A 15,819-nucleotide genomic window follows, 5' to 3' on the forward strand; every position below is an offset into this window, starting at 1 on the left:
CAGGGCAATTTGGTCGCGAGATTGAGGAATGATGTTGAAATCTTGAACAGACGTTTATGGTAAGCGACAGCCGAAGTATAATGCCGATGATTTAAGTACAGCAGAAGATACAGCCAGTTTCAGTGGAAATGGATCGCAGTGAAAGCGTCATCAATATGCCTGATTCGATTTATCCACAGCTTATATGCATGTCGGCATGATTCGGCTAGTGAGATCATGCGCATTGCTGGCGTTATACACCCCAAGCCCTCTTCGTTATCCAAATTAGGAATGGCTGGAATTGAACCAGCAATTCCCAGTTTGAGTATTTTTGCGGGGTTTAGGGCATGGGGTGTGTCTGTCGAGGAGCGCCGTTCACCCAGCACCTAAATTCCATGGCTACTGGACTATATTTTACATTCCAGGATAATTTAGGTTAATTTAGGTGCTGGGTAAACCCATCCCTGGGGGCTTGACGGCAGCATCCTTGCTGCCGACATCCTCGCCAAACACACCCCATGCCCTTTTTGAACGCCAAAGTGATGATATGGGAATGGCTGGAATTGAACTTAGAATTGGTCAAATGGCGTCGATAGGAGTAAAGTAGTAAAATTGCGTAGCGAATCAATTTGGCTAGACGGACTGCGTATCACTGACAAATGAGGTTTTATGTCTCCGTTACGCATTCGTTATCAAACTATCGAGTTTGATAACGTGGATATACATCTACGTACTTTACGGGATCGGCAGCAGTATCTTGACGTTGACGGTGTCGCGGCAAAACTGGGAATATCGTCGGCTACGTGGCCTTTGTTCGGGATCGTCTGGGATTCGAGCGAAGTTCTCGCCCATCTGATGTACGATTACAAGGTCGCCGGCAAGCGAATTTTGGAAGTCGGTTGCGGCATCGCCCTGTCCAGTCTAGTGCTTAATCATCGTCATGCCGATATTACCGCCACCGATTACCATCCCGAAGCAGAACACTTTCTGTTGGAAAACGTTCGGTTGAATAAAGGCAACGCCATTCCATTCGTTCGCACCGGTTGGGGGGATCAGGATAGCGACCTGGGCGAATTTGATCTGCTGATAGGCAGTGATCTGTTGTATGAGAGCGAACATGTCGAACTTTTGGCCGGTTTTATCGATCATCACGCCAAACCGCACTGCGATGTGATACTGGTTGATCCGGGACGTGGCCACCATGCCCGTTTCAGCAAAAAAATGATCGGCTTGGGTTACTCGCACAGTCAAAACAAGCCTGACAATGTCGATTATCTGAGCCGACCGTTTCGTGGACAGGTTCTTCAGTATCAACGTTGAATCACCCTATGTAAGGCTTTATGCGACGGGCAATGAGGACAACTCAGGCGACGGCAGGTTTAACGTTTCGCCAAGGCATTGATCGGATTCAACGCGGCGGCTTTTCTGGCCGGCAGCACACCGAACAGCAAGCCGGTAAAAATCGCGACGGCAACCGCGGCGAGTAACGCCCAGAGCGGTAAAACCAGGGGAAAATCTTGATATATCCATTGCAGTATCATTAGTGCGACTTTGCCCAGCAGCATGCCTAGCAACGCACCGGCCAACGACAGTATGGCCGCTTCGGTTAAAAATAGCCATTGCAACTGATTCCCGGTCGCTCCCAATGCCTTTAACAGACCGATCTCGGCGGTTCTTTGCGTGACGCTGACCAACATCACATTCATCACCAAAACACCGGCGACCAATAGACTGATGCTGGCAATGCTAGCGACCGTTAAGGTCAGCGCCGTTAAAATATCATCAAAAGCACTGACGACGCTGTCCTGGGTAATGATGGTAATATCGTCTTCTCCTTCATGCCGGTTTTTTATGATTTGACGAATATGTTCCTTGGCTTGGTGCATCGCTTGTTTCGATTTTGCCTCCGCCAGAATTCTGAACAATGAATGATTATTAAAAAGAATTTGTGCCGAAGCCACAGGTACGACGACGACATCATCTAAATCGACGCCGATCGATTGACCCTCGGAGGCGAGTACGCCGATAACCTGGAAACGCCGGTCATTGATGCGCAACCATTGCCCTAAGACATCCCGGTTTGCGAACAGCTCGTTCTTGATGGTCTGACCGATCACGCAGATGGGGGATGCTTTTTCGATATCGGCCGGCGGTAAAAAACGCCCCTGAGCCAGATTCAGATGTCTGATCCGTCGCAGCGCCGTCGTTGAACCCATAATCGTACCTTCGCGCTCCAGGCCTAGTGCCGAGATCGGCGCTGAACCAACCGAGATCGGCGCCATGGCGGCAACATATGGGCTGGAGTTGATGGCTTCGGCATCCTGCAGCGTCAAATCTCGCGGCGTTTCGCCGAACATAGGCGGCTGCCCGCCGGTGGTTTCGTTACGGCCCGGTAATATGATCAGTAAATGCGTGCCTAGCGCCTGGAATTCATGGACGACGTAACTGCGGGCGCTTTCACCCAGGGCGGTTAGGATCGTCACCGAGCCGATGCCGATGCTCATCGCCAGCACAATCAGCGAGGCGCGTAACGGTTGGGCAAATATTGCGGTCAAGGCTTGATTGACGGTGTCTTTAAAGCGCATGAGTAACTATTCAGTATCTTTCAGGGTTTAGGGAGTAGACCATTGATTTCTCGGGACGGGTTCACCCAGCACCTAAATACCCTGGGTTATTGGCTATGATTAATAATCTTCGTTAATTTAGGTGCTGGGTTAATACTTCCATGGCAGCTAACGGCATCCTGCCTCACGCGGCACTTGCACGTCCCTGTGCGGCGGCCGCTAGCGATGTCCTATCTCACGCGGCACTTGCACGTCCCTGTGCGGCGGCCGCTAGCGATGTCCTATCTCACGCGGCACTTGCACGTCCCTGTGCGGCGGCCGCTAGCGATGTCCTATCTCACGCGGCACTTGCACGTCCCTGTGCGGCGTAAGGGGTGACTGCAACGTCTGACCGCCAGGGAGGGTGGGAATGCCACACCGGTCGGGAACCGGTGAGGTAGACCGTCAGGGACGATGGAAATGCAGATTTTGCAGGTAGAAAATTGCTCCTGCATTTTCTACATTTCCGCCTTCCTTGGCGGTCAGAGCAAAAAATCTGCCTGTTGCAGACAGCCCGATAAATCAATAGCCTACTCCCTCTGATAAAAATACGCTGAATAATTACGCGCATGATTACACTATTCTGCCGTCGACAATGCGAATCTTGCGCTTGGCGCGTAGTCCCAGATCCGGATCGTGGGTGATGACGATCAGCGTGACGCCTTGTTCGTTCAAGCGCTCCATCAGCTCGATAATTTCCAGACCGGAATGAGTATCGAGGTTACCGGTCGGTTCGTCGGCCAACAAAATCGAAGGATTCATGATAGTGGCCCTGGCGATGGCGACCCGTTGACGTTGTCCGCCGGATAATTGATCCGGGCGATGTCCGGCTCTGGCGCTCAAATCCACCGAGGCCAGCACTTCATCGACCCGCTGTTTGCGTTCTTGTTCCGGGATGCCGGCCAGTATCATCGGCATTTCTATATTTTCTGCGGCGCTGAGCCGCGGAATCAGATGAAAAAACTGAAAAATAAAGCCGATATTTTCGCGGCGCACTTGCGCCAGACGATTATCATCGAAGGCGGTAACGTCCTGACGATTTAACCGATAAATACCGGATGAGGGCTGGTCGAGTAAAGAAATGATGTTCAGCAAGGTCGATTTTCCGGAGCCTGAAGGCCCCATTACCGAAACATATTCGCCGTCGTTAATGGTGAGGTTGATGTTTTCCAGTGCGTGCACGGTCTGGTCGCCCACTTGAAAAAATCGGTTGATATTTTCCAGTTCGATCATTGCTGTTCAACCACATAGGCGCCGGGCTCAATTCCTTCCTGACCGATCGATAACACGATTTTTTCCCCCGCCTCCAAACCGGATAGCACTTCGGTATAATTCCAGTTGCTCAAACCGGGCTGAAAACTGCGCTCCACCAGCCGACCTTCAGCGTTCATCATCAATACCCGGCTGTTTTCCAACACCGCTGCGGTGGGAATTCTTAAGACATGCTCTTTTTCGGCCAGCAACACCTCGATGTCGGCGCTGTAACCGGGCAACAAGGAAACGAGGTCTTCGGGATCGGTGAGTTTGACTTCAACTTCGACGGTGCGGGCTTGTTTTTCTTTTTCTAATACATAGGGAGCGATGCGAGTGACGGCGCCGGAGCAACGTTTCTCGTCAAAAGCATCCAATGAGACACATGCGCGCATCCCGGTTTTGATTTTCGGTGCATCGACTTCGTCGATCGGGGCGGAAACATATAGACAGCTGATATCCAATAGGTCTATCGGCGGCAGGGTCGGTATGCCCGGTGGCGACGGCGTGACGAATTCGCCCAGTTCGGCATTGATTTCGGCGATGACGCCGTCAAACGGCGCTAAAACGAGGGTGCGCCGCACCGCCGCTTCCGCGATATCGAGCCTGGCTTGGCTGACGGTGATCGATTGTCTGGAGGCTTGGCAAAAAGCCTGTTTGGCCTCGGCTTCGGTGACGGCGAGATCGACTTGTTCTTCGGAAACCAGTTGCTTGCTGAGTTGTAATCTAGCCAGCCTGACAGCCTCTCTTTTGGCGCCGGCCGCTAGCAGGCAGGCTTGTTTAGCTGTGGCCTGGTCGACTTTAATCTGGGCGCGCTGCAAGTCGACCTGGGCTTTTAAATCCTGATTCCAGACTTCCAGCAGGAGTTGATCCTGTTTGACCGCATCACCTTCATCGACATGCAGTTTTGCCACTTGGCCGCCGGTTGCTGGCGCCAAGTAGGTGCGGCGGCACGCCTTGACGGTGCCGACGCGCGTGTTGGCGACAATCTCCTTAACCTCGCCCTTGGCCAGTCGATAGATTTTAGCCGCTACGGGTTTGGGCCGTTGCAAATACAAATAGGTCAGCACGATGACGATAACGACGACAGTTATTTGCCAAATACGTTTAGCGGACATCATTAAATCCAAATATGATTAGCGAAAAGACCTCAAAGATGGGCATCGGATACAGTATTAACCTGTAACTACTCACCCCCATTCGTAGGGTGGATAAGCGGAGCGCATCCACCGGGTCGGCATCTTTGGTGGATGCGCCCTTCAGACTTATCCACCCTACATGCCCTGCCGCGTTCGATAAGTGGGTGAACAGTTACTTTAACCTTATAATAGGCAGCTTTTATTCTGGCATTATTTACCCAGCACCTAAATTCCATGGCTACTGGACTATATTTTACATTCCAGGATAATTTAGGTGCTGGGTTTCTCGACAGACATACCCCATGCCCTAAACACCGCAAAATGCTCAAACTGAGAATTGCTGTTATTTACCTATATCAGACAAACTAAACGATGACAATGATACACTTACGGCGATGAACGGAACATTAACCCCATCCATACCGCCGCTCAGCCTCTACATACACATTCCCTGGTGCATACAAAAGTGTCCTTACTGTGACTTCAACTCTCATGCGGTCAAAGAGCCATTGCAGGAATCGCGTTATATAGACGCCTTGTTAAATGATCTTCGCGGCGAGTTAGCATTGTTGGAAACGCCGCGGCCGATAGACTCGATCTTCATCGGCGGCGGCACGCCGAGCCTGTTTTCAGCCTCTTCATTAGAGTATTTGCTGAACGGCGTGCAGAAATACGCGACCTTGTCCGATCATGCCGAAATCACGTTAGAGGCCAACCCCGGCACCTTTGAGAGTAGTAAGTTCGCCGATTTTCATAATATAGGTATTAATCGCCTGTCTATCGGTATTCAAAGTTTCAATGACCGGCATTTGCAGGCCTTGGGTCGGGTGCATAATGCCGCCGAGGCTTTGCGCGCCGTCGAAATCGCGTTTCGTTCGGGATTTGACAACATCAATTTGGATTTGATGTTCGGACTGCCGGAGCAACGACAGCAAGAGGTTGTCGAAGATGTCGAAACGGCGATCGGTTTGGCGCCAACGCATATTTCTTTTTATCAGTTAACGTTGGAGCCCAATACCTACTTTCACAAGTTTCCGCCTCCCCTGCCGGCGGACGACGATATCTTTCGCGCCCAGAAAGTCTGTCAGCAATTATTGGCCGAACACGGTTATCATCAGTATGAAGTTTCCGCTTACGCCAAGCAAGGGAAAAAATGTCGACACAACCGCAACTATTGGCGATTCGGCGATTACCTGGGCATCGGCGCCGGCGCCCACGGTAAAATCAGCCGGTCACTGCCGGATAATATTATTCGCACCCAAAAAAGCAAAAGGCCAGAACACTATCTAAAACAGATCGACATTAGCACTCGCAGCATCATCACAGCCGAGCAGTTGCCGTTGGAATTTGTCATGAACCACTTGCGTCTGAGCAGCGGTTTCCATCTGGACCATTACCGGGCGGTTACCGGCTTGTCCGCCGAGACGCTGGAGCCTGGGCTGTCGTCCAGCGTAGCCGCAGGCTTGTTGCTGAACGAAGACGGTCATTATCGCTGTAGTGATAAGGGGTGGGATTTTCTAGATAGTATTCTGGAAAAATTCATCGACTGAGTATAATAAGCAAGTTTTTTTCAAATCCATCCCAGTCCTTTTTAATCAATACATCATCATGCTCGATTATCAGAAAGAATTTATTCAATACGCGCTGGATTGCGGCGTTCTCAAATTTGGCAGCTTTCAATTAAAGTCCGGTCGCACCAGCCCCTACTTTTTCAACACCGGTTTGTTTAATACCGGTAGACAGCTGGACAAGCTAGGCCAGTTTTATGCACAGGCCTTGATCGAATCCGGCTTGCAGGTCGATATTTTATACGGCCCCGCTTACAAAGGCATCCCGCTGGTCAGCACCACCTCCATAGCCTATGCGCGTATGAAACAGGATATTCCTTTTGCCTTTAACCGTAAGGAGGCGAAGGATCATGGCGAAGGCGGCGCATTGGTCGGTTCGCCGTTGCAGGGCAAGACATTGATTTTGGACGATGTCATCACCGCCGGCACCTCGGTGCGGGAATCGGTGAAAATCATCACCCATGCCGGCGCCGAACCCGCGGGAGTGTTGATTGCATTGGATAGACAGGAAAAGGGCCAACATGAAAAATCGGCCATTCAGGAAGTCCGTGACACCTATAATATACCGGTACTGTCGATTATTTCACTGGCCGATATCATCGAATTTCTTGAGTTGGACGGCAATTCAGCGGAGCAACTGAGGATAATCCGTGAATACCGTCAGCAATATGGCATATAAAAATAACAGTTCTGAATATTTCGTCTACACTTAGTGAAAACAAAAGCGGCGGTTTCGTTTTGCTGCAGAGAATTACGTAACACTATAGAGTACAGTCATCAACTAAAGGCTTGCCATGAGGAATCTGGAATTTAAAGATCAATTGCATGAATATTCGCAATGGCGCGAACAACTGGTTCAAGCCATTGAAATGTATAGAGAATGGCGCAGTCGCTATAAGCTCAGTGATCCTCACAGTACCGATACCCTGCTCAATATCATTAGCGGACTGCAATCAGACCGCATTACTTTGGCCTTCGCCGCCGAATTTTCGCGCGGTAAAACCGAATTGATTAATGCGCTTTTTTTCGCCGAAACCGGGGTCAGGTTATTGCCTTCATCGCCAGGCCGCACGACGATGTCGCCTACCGAATTGTTCTGGGATGAGGAAGGCGGCAGTTATATCCGTCTGCTTAATATCGAAAGCCGGCTGGAAGACATTTCCTTATTGGAATACAAACGCAATCCCGAGCGTTGGACTCAGATCGATCTCGATTGCGATTCTCCTACTCAGATGCAGGAGGCTTTCAAAGAGTTGGTTGCGACTAAGGAAGTGCCAAGGGAGATCGCGGACAAACTGGGCTTGTGGAATGAACGGGAAGCGGCCGAACAAGGCATCATCAATCCTGAAAAGGTCGAGATCCCCTGTTGGCGACACGCATTGATCAGTTTTCCTCATCATTTGTTGAAACAAGGCTTGTGCATTCTGGATACGCCGGGCTTGAATGCTTTGGGAACCGAGCCTGAATTGACCCTAAGTATGTTGCCCAGCGCCCAAGCGATCGTTTTCGTATTGGCGGCCGATACCGGCGTGACCAAAAGCGATATGGAGATGTGGAAAAACCATGTCTGCGGATCCAGAGGTCACAGCAAGCAAGGTCTGGCAGTCGTGATGAATAAGATCGACTCGATGTGGGACGATTTGTCCGGGGAGCAAGGATATGAAGAATCGATCCTGAAACAAATCGATACCTCGGCGTCCATTTTAGGATTGAATAAAGAGGTGGTCTTTCCGGTCTCGGCAAAACAGGCTTTGCTGGCCAAGGTCAAATCCGATGACGCTTTATTACAGAAAAGCCGACTGGATAAATTGGAAGAATACCTATCCAACGATATCTTGCAACAGCGCCGTCAGATTCTGATGGATACGATAATCAAAGACATCGGTTTTCTGGTCAGCGAATCCTCCAACCTGATCAACACCAAGCTGACCAATGCCAGTAAACAGTTGCAGGAATTCAAGCAAATGGATTTCGAAAATCAGGAAATGACCGGCAAGCTGATGGCGGAAACCCGCGACCGGCAACATGCCTATATGGCCAATGTGGAAAACTTTCAGGCCAGCCGTAAGGTCTTTACGGTTCAGGCTAAGATGCTGATCGATTCTTTTGCCAAGGAAAGAATTGACGAGATCATCAAAACGACCAAGCAGGATATGAGCAAAAGCCTGACGACTTACGGCATGAAGCAGAATATCCGCAAACTTTTTGATGAGCTGCGCGATTTATTGCAGGATTCCGTCGATATCACCAACGAAACTCGTCGCCTAGTCAAAGCGATCCACAAAAAATTTCAGGATGAATACGGTTTCAAGGAAATAGAACCGCAATTGTTTTCGATTAAACAATATCAGTTCGAACTAGAGCAGATTTTCGAAGAAGGCGAGGTTTTTCGCAGTAGCGCCAAAACGACGATGACCGAACAGAGCATCGTCGTCAACAAGTTGTATAGCACGCTGATTGCCAAAGCCCGAAACATATTGCATCAGGCTCACAAAGATGCGATGACCTGGAGCAATAGTGTGTTGACGCCGCTGATGCATCAGATTAAGGATCATAAAAAACAGATTGAAAGTCGACTACAGATGTTGCGTAAAATCAGCGATTCGAAAGAAAGCGTCGCCGATAACATCACCCATCTGGAAGAAGAGTTGCAACAGCTGAAAAATCAACGTAAGGAATTGATGACGATAATCAAGGCCATGCATTTCGATGCTTACAGCCAACAAAGTAAGGAAGAACCCTTAGAAGCAGTTTATTAATGGGTAATAACTTTCAAGTTCTCCGTTAATAAGCAGTTGTTATTGCGTTTCACCAGATTCAAAATGCTAATGATGCGCCTACTTCCAGCAATTCCCAATTTGGATAACAAAGAGGGCTTGGGGTGTTTGGCAAGGATGCCGCCGTCAAGTCCCCAGCACCTAAATTCCATGGCTACTTGGGCGGGGCACTCGCCCCGAATGGCTCTTTTCGCGCCGAGGGCGGCGCTCCTAGGCAAAGCGCCGTCTTGCCTTCGGATGTTGAACAGCGTGAAGCGCATCAAAAGCCGGTGCGCTTCCTATCGTCAGCACACCCACATTCGTGAGATGGATCACGCGCAGCGGATCGGCTAAAAGCATTCAATGCACGCGGGGCGGGTTATTCAACCCGCCCCGAACGTTTAATTTACTTTAGGCGTAATTATTCAACGTACTTTTAATGAGGTAGCCCTGGCAAGTCGCCATATCCTATATCTATTACAGTCTGCTATCATATTGCCTACCACCATCTGATTTGGGAGTGGGCCATGAAACGATCAATTCTGATGCTATTCGTGCTGCTGTCTGTTTGGGGCTGTGAGAACAACAAGGGGCAATACCGTCATGATCCCAACCATCACGACAAAATCATCAAGTTCATCGACATCGGCTCATGATCAACACACGTTGTTGATGCCCTGCTGCGCCAGAAACTTGTCCAATTGATTGGCGAAGGCCTGAATATCGCGCGGCCCCAATGCCGAAGGTCCGCCCGTTTCGACGCCGCTGGCGCGTAATGTCTCCATCAAATCACGCATGTTCAAACACTCGTTGATATTTTCCCGGGTGTAACGTTCGCCGCGCGGATTGATCGCATGCCCGCCTTTGCCGATGACGTCCGCCGCCAGCGGTATGTCACCGGTGACGACCAAATCGCTCGTTTCCAGCCTTTTGACGATCTCGTTATCGGCGACATCGAAGCCGGAACTGACCTGCAGAAACTTGATATGGCGAGAAGGCGGCGTCGCTAAATAATGGTTGGCGACGAGAGTGGTGGTCACATGAGTGCGCTCCGCCGCTCGAAACAATATATCCTTGATGGCTTTCGGACAGGCATCCGCATCGACCCAAATTTGCATGTTTTCTCCTTGATGAATTTTTAGATTTATAAGCTTGTAGCCTGGATGCAGCGTAGCGGTGTGACTGGCATGGTAGTCAGCTAGCTGGTGAAAGTCCAGCCTTTGCCCTGTGAGAAGGGAAGAAGTAGGCGAAAGCAAGGGTGTCCAAAGAAACTCCCGGTAGCTACCCAACAGGGAAGCACGGTTACCGAGAGCCAATGCGGAATCTGAAAGAAGCTCTAGCCGAATCGGTCACCTAAACGAGAGTGAACCTTCGTAAGGCGGCAGCAAGAGGATGAGGTGCCCGCGTCCACCGAAGTCCGATATTCTCACCGTAACTTGCTGTTGTATTGAAGGTAGGTGGACCGAGATAAAGTTGACTATCTTACCCAGTGAAGGGCCGTCGGCTTCGGGTCGGTGTAACTGCGACACCTTAAGCCCTAAGCGCAGCAGTAATGCTGACGTGATGAACCGAGGGTCTGCAGATGAAGCCGTAGTAATCGTAAAGTTCGATGCCGATGAGGTTATGGTGACATAGCTGAGGGAAAAACATCGAACCAGTGACAGGAAGTTGGAGGTGAAGGGTGGAACACGTAAGCGGCCATGGCCGTTGATTATAAACTGAGGGTCTGAGATCAGCCTGACAGGAGCAATCGACTATTCGCGTCGTAAACAGTGAACGAATCGATTGCGCGAGATTGAAGAAAGGCCATTGCAAGAGAGAGAAAAAAAAGTGAAATGAACGAACATGACCGATTGATTGAGGAACCAAGACTCTTTGACCAACTGTGCTCAACGTTGTATTTGAGTGCGGGATTTGAACAGGTGAAGAAGAACAAAGGCAAACCCGGCATTGACGGGGTCACGATAGCCGACTTTGAAGCCCGTTTAGACGAAGAGCTAAGTCGTCTGCAACAGGAATTGCAGGATTGGACTTACCAACCCTCGCCGGTTCGCCGAGTGGAAATACCTAAGCCTGGCGGCAAGGGCGTACGTCTGCTCGGCATACCGACGGTGCGGGATCGTGTGGTACAGACGACCCTGAAATTGTTGCTGGAACCGATCTTTGATCCGCATTTTCAGGGCACAGCTATGGCTTTCGTCCGGGACGGAGTCAACACCAAGCGGTGCAAGCGGCGCAACGGATCGTGGAAAGCGGTAAACCCTATGTGGTGGACATCGACTTATCGAAGTTCTTCGATCGTATTCACCACGACCGGCTGATTGGCCGGATGGGGCAACGGATCGCCGACAAACGCATCTTGCGCTTGATCGGCATGATGCTGCGCAGTGGCGTGATGATCAACGGCGTCGTCAACCCCAACAAGGAAGGTGCGATGCAGGGCGGACCGTTAAGCCCCTTGCTGAGCAACATTGTTCTGGACGAACTGGATCAGGAATTGGAAAAGCGCGGACTGGAATTTTGTCGGTTTGCCGATGACTGCAACATTTTCGTTGGGTCGCAAAAGGCGGCGGAGCGAGTGATGGAGAAAGTCAGCCAATTCATCGAAAACAAGCTGAAACTGAAGGTGAACCGGGAGAAAAGCCAAGTGGCTAAATCCGATGCGGTAAAGTTCTTAGGCTTTACCGTGGTCGACGGGACGGTGGCGATTGCGCACAAAGCCCTGCAAACGGCCATGAGTAAAGTCAAAGCCTTAACGCCGCGAGGCACCCATCAGACGCTGAATCACACCCTGGCCGACCTTAATCAGTGGTACGTGGGCTGGGCCAACTACTACAGCTTGACCCAATACCCGTCCCAGCTGAGGAAAATCGAAGCCCATATCCGGCGACGATTACGAGCGAGGCTGGTGAGTCAGCAGAAGCGGAAACAGCATCTGTATCGAAACCTGGTCAAACGGGGCGTACCGCGAAAGCAAGCCGCCCAGACGGTCTTTTCCAACAAGAAACGGTGGGCGCTTTCCGCAACCCGAGCGGTGACGAGAGCCTATCCGAACAGTTGGTTTATCAACCTGATGGGACAGGAAATACGATCCGACCGACAGTTAGCGCATTGGTTTGAGGTATCTCAATGGATTCGTCTTACGTGAGGAGCCGTGTACGGACCCGTACGCACGGTTCTGTGGGCAGACGGGAGCTGCGGCTCCCTCTGACCCGATGAATCCAGGAAAGCCCTCGCCACAATGCCCAGGATTCCGCACGCTCCATCCGGGCTACGATCGAAACATTGCCAAAGCTATTAATCGGCAGACAAATGCGCATCGATCACTTGCTCGGCCAGCGCGATCATATCGACAGGACAAACGCCCTTGTTGACCTGAGCGATGGCCGACATGCCTTCCAATAATACGAACAACTTATACGCCAATTGCCCGGCCTGATCCGCGCCCATTGCGGTGCACAGTTCCGTCAATACGCCGACTTCCCATTGCTTGAATTGCCGGCAGGCGTTCTCGATAGCCTCATCCTTGTCGGCAAACTCGCCCATCGCGTTGACAGCCAGGCATCCGTGAAAATTAACGTCGCCGAACCAACCTGCTGCATCGTTGAAGATCGCTCGGATTTTATCCCTGGCGTCCTCCTGTGCATTTTCCAACAATTCATCGATATGTTGTTGATAGGACGCGCGGTAATGTTCCAACACTGCCAGGATCAACGCATTTTTGGTTGGATAGTATTTGTACAAGGTTCGTTTCGATACGGCGGCCTCGCGCATGATCAAATCGACGCCGGTGGCGTAAAAGCCGTTTTCCTTGAACAGCCGATAGGCGGTTTCGACTATCGCGTCTTTTTTGATGGTAGTTCGCATGAGGGTCTGGCAAGCGCTTTCTGTTAGTTTCAACACCTACAGCTTACCAGCAGACGGCAAAAAGTAAACCGATTTGTATACAACGCCTTGACAAAAGTACACCGATAGGTTTACCTTTGCAACCAAGTAAACAGATTGGTTTACTTATTCCATCTTTCAGGAGGTTATCATGTTTCAGTTTACTTTCAACCGCAGAACACTCGCATTCGCCCTAAGCTTTCTGCTGTCCGCTTTAACCGTTACATCAACAGCCACAGCCGGCGACAGTCCCTCGGAAAAAACTTACGCCCATTTCAACGAAGCCGGACAACTGCTCAGACCCAGCGGCTACCGGGAATGGATTTTCATCGGCGCGCCATTGACGCCGAACGACATGAATAACGGCAAGGCCGCGTTTCCGGAATTTCATAACGTCTACATCGACCCGGTCAGTTGGGCGCACTGGAAAACCACCGGCGAATTCCGCGACGGTACAATCATCGTCAAGGAGCTGGTCAGCGTCGGCGGCAAACAGGCCGCCAGCGGCAACGGCTATTTTCAGGGCGACTATATCGGCCTGGAAGCGATGGTCAGAAGCAAACAGCATCTCCCCGATGCCGACGGCCATTGGGGCTTTTTCCGCTACACGATAGAACACAGCGATCGGTTACATAAATCCGCAGCTGCCCAACCCGAAGAAAACTGCATGGCCTGCCATCAAAGTAAGGCAGCAAAGGATCAGGTATTTATCCAATATTATCCGGTGTTGCGCGCCGCAGCCGGGAAAGGCGATAGGGGAACGGGAAGATAAGTTCTTCGAAGACATATAAGAATGTAGCCTGGATGGAGCTTGCGGAATCCGGGATAAACATGGCTAAGGTTGTCCCTGGACACACTGCGTTTTATCCAGCCTACTGTATTTTGTATAATGGGCCGAACCATGAGGCGCATAGGTTGAAACAACAATGAATATTGATTTTGGCTATCGACGACTAAATTCGAAAGCATAGATGGAGCAAGAATGAAAATCGCGGTAGCCAGCCAGAATAAGCGCGAGATCACCGGTCATACCGGTCACTGCCGAAAATTTTGGATCTATACGATAGAAAACGCCGAAGTCACGGAAAAGTCGCTGCTGGAATTGGACAAGGCGCATTGCTTTCACGATCTGTCGCCGAATGATGCGTCGCCTTTGGATGGCGTCGATCTGCTGATTGCCGGGGGTATGGGCGAAGGGCTGGCGCGCAGGATCGAAGCACGCAACATCAAGCCTTTCACGACCTCGGAAAAATCCCCGGACAAGGCCGTCGCCTTGTACCTAAAGGGCTTGTTGAAACAAGAACCGCTGCAAACGCAAAGGCACAAAGCCAAGTCATCGTAATCTTTTAGTCACACCCGTTCGGCTATCGTGACGGCCCACCAAGGCCCCTCGTCGTTATTCAAGAGCGCCGACCAGAACCAGGACGAAACGTCGTACCAACCGTTTCCGCTATCGTCGCGGATATGTTCGCAGACGCGGTAGCTTTCGCCTCCGCGTTCGGCCAGGACACAGCCCCATAACCGGTCTTCAGCATCACGCCAAATGGGTTGGTTCGACATGGCAAAACCGGCGCCGCGCAGGCAATCGGCCGAGGGATGCAGATTTCGTGTCGGCCGTTCGACATAACGGATGATCACGTCCCGCCCGCCATCATTGAAGCGGCCGATTTTACCGGGAAAGCCCCGGCTGAAGCCTTGTTCCTGAGCTGTCAGCGGCAAAGGCGTCAGCTCCCGGCCATGCAATTCGTTCGGCCAGCCCGGAAACGGCCGCTCCTGTTGGACTGAACTATTGTGCCAAACGGCCAGCGGCGTCAACGCCGCGCATAAATGAATCGCGATAATGATTAAACTGCGCATGGCGTCGCCCTCCCGTTGCATTGATGAAACCCCAAAACCGCCGAGGCGACCAGGGCGAACACGATGATCCCGATTAACGAATGGGCTATATCGGGAGCATTAATGATGCCGCTTTCGGTGAAAAACAGCAGGGTCGAGCGCAACACATTGCCGATGAACACGCTAAACATCGTCACACTGGTGCTCAGCCAGGTTGCCAATAACCCCAGATCACGCCAGGCTGCCAGCGTGAAATTCAGATACAGCGCGGTCCACAGCATTTTGATGCCGGCGCAGGGAGCGTCGACCGCGATCACTTCGCCTTGCCAAAACAATAAGGTGCCCTGCGGTTGTACGTCGTAGTCGATTAACTGGAGAAGCCCCGACGAAAAAAACGCCGTAATCGCCCGGATCGGAAAGCCGCCGTAGAACTGCAGCGAAGCGATCAACGGCAGCGACAACAGCAGCAATCCGGCGACCCCGGCCTGTAGCGTTCGGCCGTAGCCGATGCCGGACAAGGTCACGGCTATGGCCAGCACCGCGACGATAGCCCGCAGCAACGGCGGCAACAGCGCAAAAGTGACGGCATAAATTAGCGTTAACGTGGTGGCGATTATCAGCGCCCGCCGTGACACAATATGACCGGTGCGTTTTTGCGCCACGATGAACAACACGGTAGCGAGCGCCAGAATGCCCCACGGTTCGTCCGACCGATCCAGCATGCGTTGCCCATACCAGAGCCAGACCGGCCAAAAAGCGATGATTTGCATACAAACGAAGCGATGCGAAGCCGTCATGATGA

Annotated in this window: 16 protein-coding genes; 9 read left to right on the forward strand and 7 right to left on the reverse strand. The window is 51.3% G+C overall.

Features of this window, described 5'->3' with window-relative positions; genetic code table 11:
* The first annotated feature begins 648 nt into the window (after nucleotides 1-648).
* Entirely contained in the window at nucleotides 649-1,299 is a 651-nt protein-coding gene (locus tag Q9L42_RS03595; RefSeq protein ID WP_305909794.1) for a class I SAM-dependent methyltransferase, read from the forward strand.
* Nucleotides 1,300-1,358: 59 nt separating this feature from the next.
* On the opposite strand, the gene Q9L42_RS03600 is transcribed toward Q9L42_RS03595, so the two are convergent.
* The 3 genes from Q9L42_RS03600 to Q9L42_RS03610 all read right to left on the reverse strand — a co-directional run bounded on the left by Q9L42_RS03600 (nucleotide 1,359) and on the right by Q9L42_RS03610 (nucleotide 4,951).
* The gene (locus tag Q9L42_RS03600) at nucleotides 1,359-2,564 is read right to left on the reverse strand and encodes an ABC transporter permease (RefSeq protein ID WP_305909793.1); all 1,206 of its coding nucleotides are present in this window, start codon (nucleotides 2,562-2,564) and stop codon (nucleotides 1,359-1,361) included.
* A gap of 591 nt (nucleotides 2,565-3,155) precedes the next feature.
* Complete coding sequence (locus tag Q9L42_RS03605) at nucleotides 3,156-3,815, reverse strand: ABC transporter ATP-binding protein (RefSeq protein ID WP_305909792.1); 660 nt, start codon at nucleotides 3,813-3,815, stop codon at nucleotides 3,156-3,158.
* Entirely contained in the window at nucleotides 3,812-4,951 is a 1,140-nt protein-coding gene (locus Q9L42_RS03610) for an efflux RND transporter periplasmic adaptor subunit (protein ID WP_349431935.1), read from the reverse strand. The genes Q9L42_RS03605 and Q9L42_RS03610 overlap by 4 nt, the downstream gene beginning before the upstream one ends.
* A gap of 416 nt (nucleotides 4,952-5,367) precedes the next feature.
* Between Q9L42_RS03610 and hemW the strand changes: the two genes are divergently transcribed.
* The 4 genes from hemW to Q9L42_RS03630 all read left to right on the forward strand — a co-directional run bounded on the left by hemW (nucleotide 5,368) and on the right by Q9L42_RS03630 (nucleotide 9,952).
* Nucleotides 5,368-6,522 (forward strand): radical SAM family heme chaperone HemW, encoded by a 1,155-nt coding sequence (gene hemW / locus Q9L42_RS03615; protein ID WP_305909791.1) that lies wholly within the window; start codon nucleotides 5,368-5,370, stop codon nucleotides 6,520-6,522.
* Nucleotides 6,523-6,580: 58 nt separating this feature from the next.
* On the forward strand, nucleotides 6,581-7,219 hold the full coding sequence (pyrE, locus tag Q9L42_RS03620; protein ID WP_305909790.1) for an orotate phosphoribosyltransferase: 639 nt from the start codon (nucleotides 6,581-6,583) through the stop codon (nucleotides 7,217-7,219).
* 115 nt (nucleotides 7,220-7,334) lie between these two features.
* The gene (locus tag Q9L42_RS03625; RefSeq protein WP_349431938.1) at nucleotides 7,335-9,299 is read left to right on the forward strand and encodes a dynamin family protein; all 1,965 of its coding nucleotides are present in this window, start codon (nucleotides 7,335-7,337) and stop codon (nucleotides 9,297-9,299) included.
* A gap of 524 nt (nucleotides 9,300-9,823) precedes the next feature.
* Nucleotides 9,824-9,952: a hypothetical protein gene (locus Q9L42_RS03630; protein ID WP_305909788.1), complete on the forward strand. Its 129-nt coding sequence runs from the start codon at nucleotides 9,824-9,826 to the stop codon at nucleotides 9,950-9,952.
* Here the strand turns inward: Q9L42_RS03630 and Q9L42_RS03635 are convergent, their stop codons facing one another.
* The gene (locus Q9L42_RS03635; protein WP_305909787.1) at nucleotides 9,953-10,414 is read right to left on the reverse strand and encodes a YaiI/YqxD family protein; all 462 of its coding nucleotides are present in this window, start codon (nucleotides 10,412-10,414) and stop codon (nucleotides 9,953-9,955) included.
* Between the two features lie 717 nt (nucleotides 10,415-11,131).
* Between Q9L42_RS03635 and Q9L42_RS03640 the strand changes: the two genes are divergently transcribed.
* Nucleotides 11,132-11,617, forward strand: coding sequence for a hypothetical protein (locus Q9L42_RS03640; RefSeq protein WP_349431455.1), 486 nt, complete (start codon nucleotides 11,132-11,134; stop codon nucleotides 11,615-11,617).
* Entirely contained in the window at nucleotides 11,521-12,444 is a 924-nt protein-coding gene (locus Q9L42_RS03645; RefSeq protein WP_349431940.1) for a reverse transcriptase domain-containing protein, read from the forward strand. The genes Q9L42_RS03640 and Q9L42_RS03645 overlap by 97 nt, the downstream gene beginning before the upstream one ends.
* A 149-nt stretch (nucleotides 12,445-12,593) precedes the next feature.
* Here Q9L42_RS03645 and Q9L42_RS03650 read toward each other — a convergent pair whose 3' ends face one another.
* Nucleotides 12,594-13,163: a TetR/AcrR family transcriptional regulator gene (locus Q9L42_RS03650; RefSeq protein ID WP_305909786.1), complete on the reverse strand. Its 570-nt coding sequence runs from the start codon at nucleotides 13,161-13,163 to the stop codon at nucleotides 12,594-12,596.
* 169 nt (nucleotides 13,164-13,332) lie between these two features.
* On the opposite strand from Q9L42_RS03650, the gene Q9L42_RS03655 reads away from it, so the two are divergent.
* The gene (locus Q9L42_RS03655) at nucleotides 13,333-13,953 is read left to right on the forward strand and encodes a cytochrome P460 family protein (RefSeq protein ID WP_305909785.1); all 621 of its coding nucleotides are present in this window, start codon (nucleotides 13,333-13,335) and stop codon (nucleotides 13,951-13,953) included.
* 210 nt (nucleotides 13,954-14,163) lie between these two features.
* Nucleotides 14,164-14,523 (forward strand): NifB/NifX family molybdenum-iron cluster-binding protein, encoded by a 360-nt coding sequence (locus Q9L42_RS03660; protein WP_305909784.1) that lies wholly within the window; start codon nucleotides 14,164-14,166, stop codon nucleotides 14,521-14,523.
* Between the two features lie 8 nt (nucleotides 14,524-14,531).
* On the opposite strand, the gene Q9L42_RS03665 is transcribed toward Q9L42_RS03660, so the two are convergent.
* Nucleotides 14,532-15,038 (reverse strand): hypothetical protein, encoded by a 507-nt coding sequence (locus Q9L42_RS03665; RefSeq protein ID WP_305909783.1) that lies wholly within the window; start codon nucleotides 15,036-15,038, stop codon nucleotides 14,532-14,534.
* The gene (locus tag Q9L42_RS03670) at nucleotides 15,026-15,814 is read right to left on the reverse strand and encodes an archaeosortase/exosortase family protein (protein WP_305909782.1); all 789 of its coding nucleotides are present in this window, start codon (nucleotides 15,812-15,814) and stop codon (nucleotides 15,026-15,028) included. Before Q9L42_RS03670 ends, Q9L42_RS03665 begins: the two co-directional genes overlap by 13 nt.
* Between the last annotated feature and the right edge of the window lie 5 nt (nucleotides 15,815-15,819).

Source organism: Methylomarinum sp. Ch1-1 (assembly GCF_030717995.2).
In the GTDB taxonomy this organism is placed as follows: Bacteria; Pseudomonadota; Gammaproteobacteria; order Methylococcales; family Methylomonadaceae; genus Methylomarinum; species Methylomarinum roseum.

Bases quoted from the DNA above. Each gene is read 5' to 3' on its own strand.
- Q9L42_RS03660 (WP_305909784.1), top strand. From the start codon at position 14,164: ATGAAAATCGCGGTAGCCAGCCAGAATAAGCGCGAGATCACCGGTCAT.
- Q9L42_RS03605 (WP_305909792.1), bottom strand. From the start codon at position 3,815: ATGATCGAACTGGAAAATATCAACCGATTTTTTCAAGTGGGCGACCAG.
- Q9L42_RS03640 (WP_349431455.1), top strand. From the start codon at position 11,132: ATGAACGAACATGACCGATTGATTGAGGAACCAAGACTCTTTGACCAA.
- Q9L42_RS03670 (WP_305909782.1), bottom strand. From the start codon at position 15,814: ATGACGGCTTCGCATCGCTTCGTTTGTATGCAAATCATCGCTTTTTGG.
- Q9L42_RS03600 (WP_305909793.1), bottom strand. From the start codon at position 2,564: ATGCGCTTTAAAGACACCGTCAATCAAGCCTTGACCGCAATATTTGCC.
- Q9L42_RS03595 (WP_305909794.1), top strand. From the start codon at position 649: ATGTCTCCGTTACGCATTCGTTATCAAACTATCGAGTTTGATAACGTG.
- Q9L42_RS03635 (WP_305909787.1), bottom strand. From the start codon at position 10,414: ATGCAAATTTGGGTCGATGCGGATGCCTGTCCGAAAGCCATCAAGGAT.
- Q9L42_RS03625 (WP_349431938.1), top strand. From the start codon at position 7,335: ATGAGGAATCTGGAATTTAAAGATCAATTGCATGAATATTCGCAATGG.
- Q9L42_RS03610 (WP_349431935.1), bottom strand. From the start codon at position 4,951: ATGTCCGCTAAACGTATTTGGCAAATAACTGTCGTCGTTATCGTCATC.
- Q9L42_RS03655 (WP_305909785.1), top strand. From the start codon at position 13,333: ATGTTTCAGTTTACTTTCAACCGCAGAACACTCGCATTCGCCCTAAGC.
- pyrE (WP_305909790.1), top strand. From the start codon at position 6,581: ATGCTCGATTATCAGAAAGAATTTATTCAATACGCGCTGGATTGCGGC.
- Q9L42_RS03630 (WP_305909788.1), top strand. From the start codon at position 9,824: ATGAAACGATCAATTCTGATGCTATTCGTGCTGCTGTCTGTTTGGGGC.
- hemW (WP_305909791.1), top strand. From the start codon at position 5,368: ATGAACGGAACATTAACCCCATCCATACCGCCGCTCAGCCTCTACATA.
- Q9L42_RS03665 (WP_305909783.1), bottom strand. From the start codon at position 15,038: ATGCGCAGTTTAATCATTATCGCGATTCATTTATGCGCGGCGTTGACG.
- Q9L42_RS03650 (WP_305909786.1), bottom strand. From the start codon at position 13,163: ATGCGAACTACCATCAAAAAAGACGCGATAGTCGAAACCGCCTATCGG.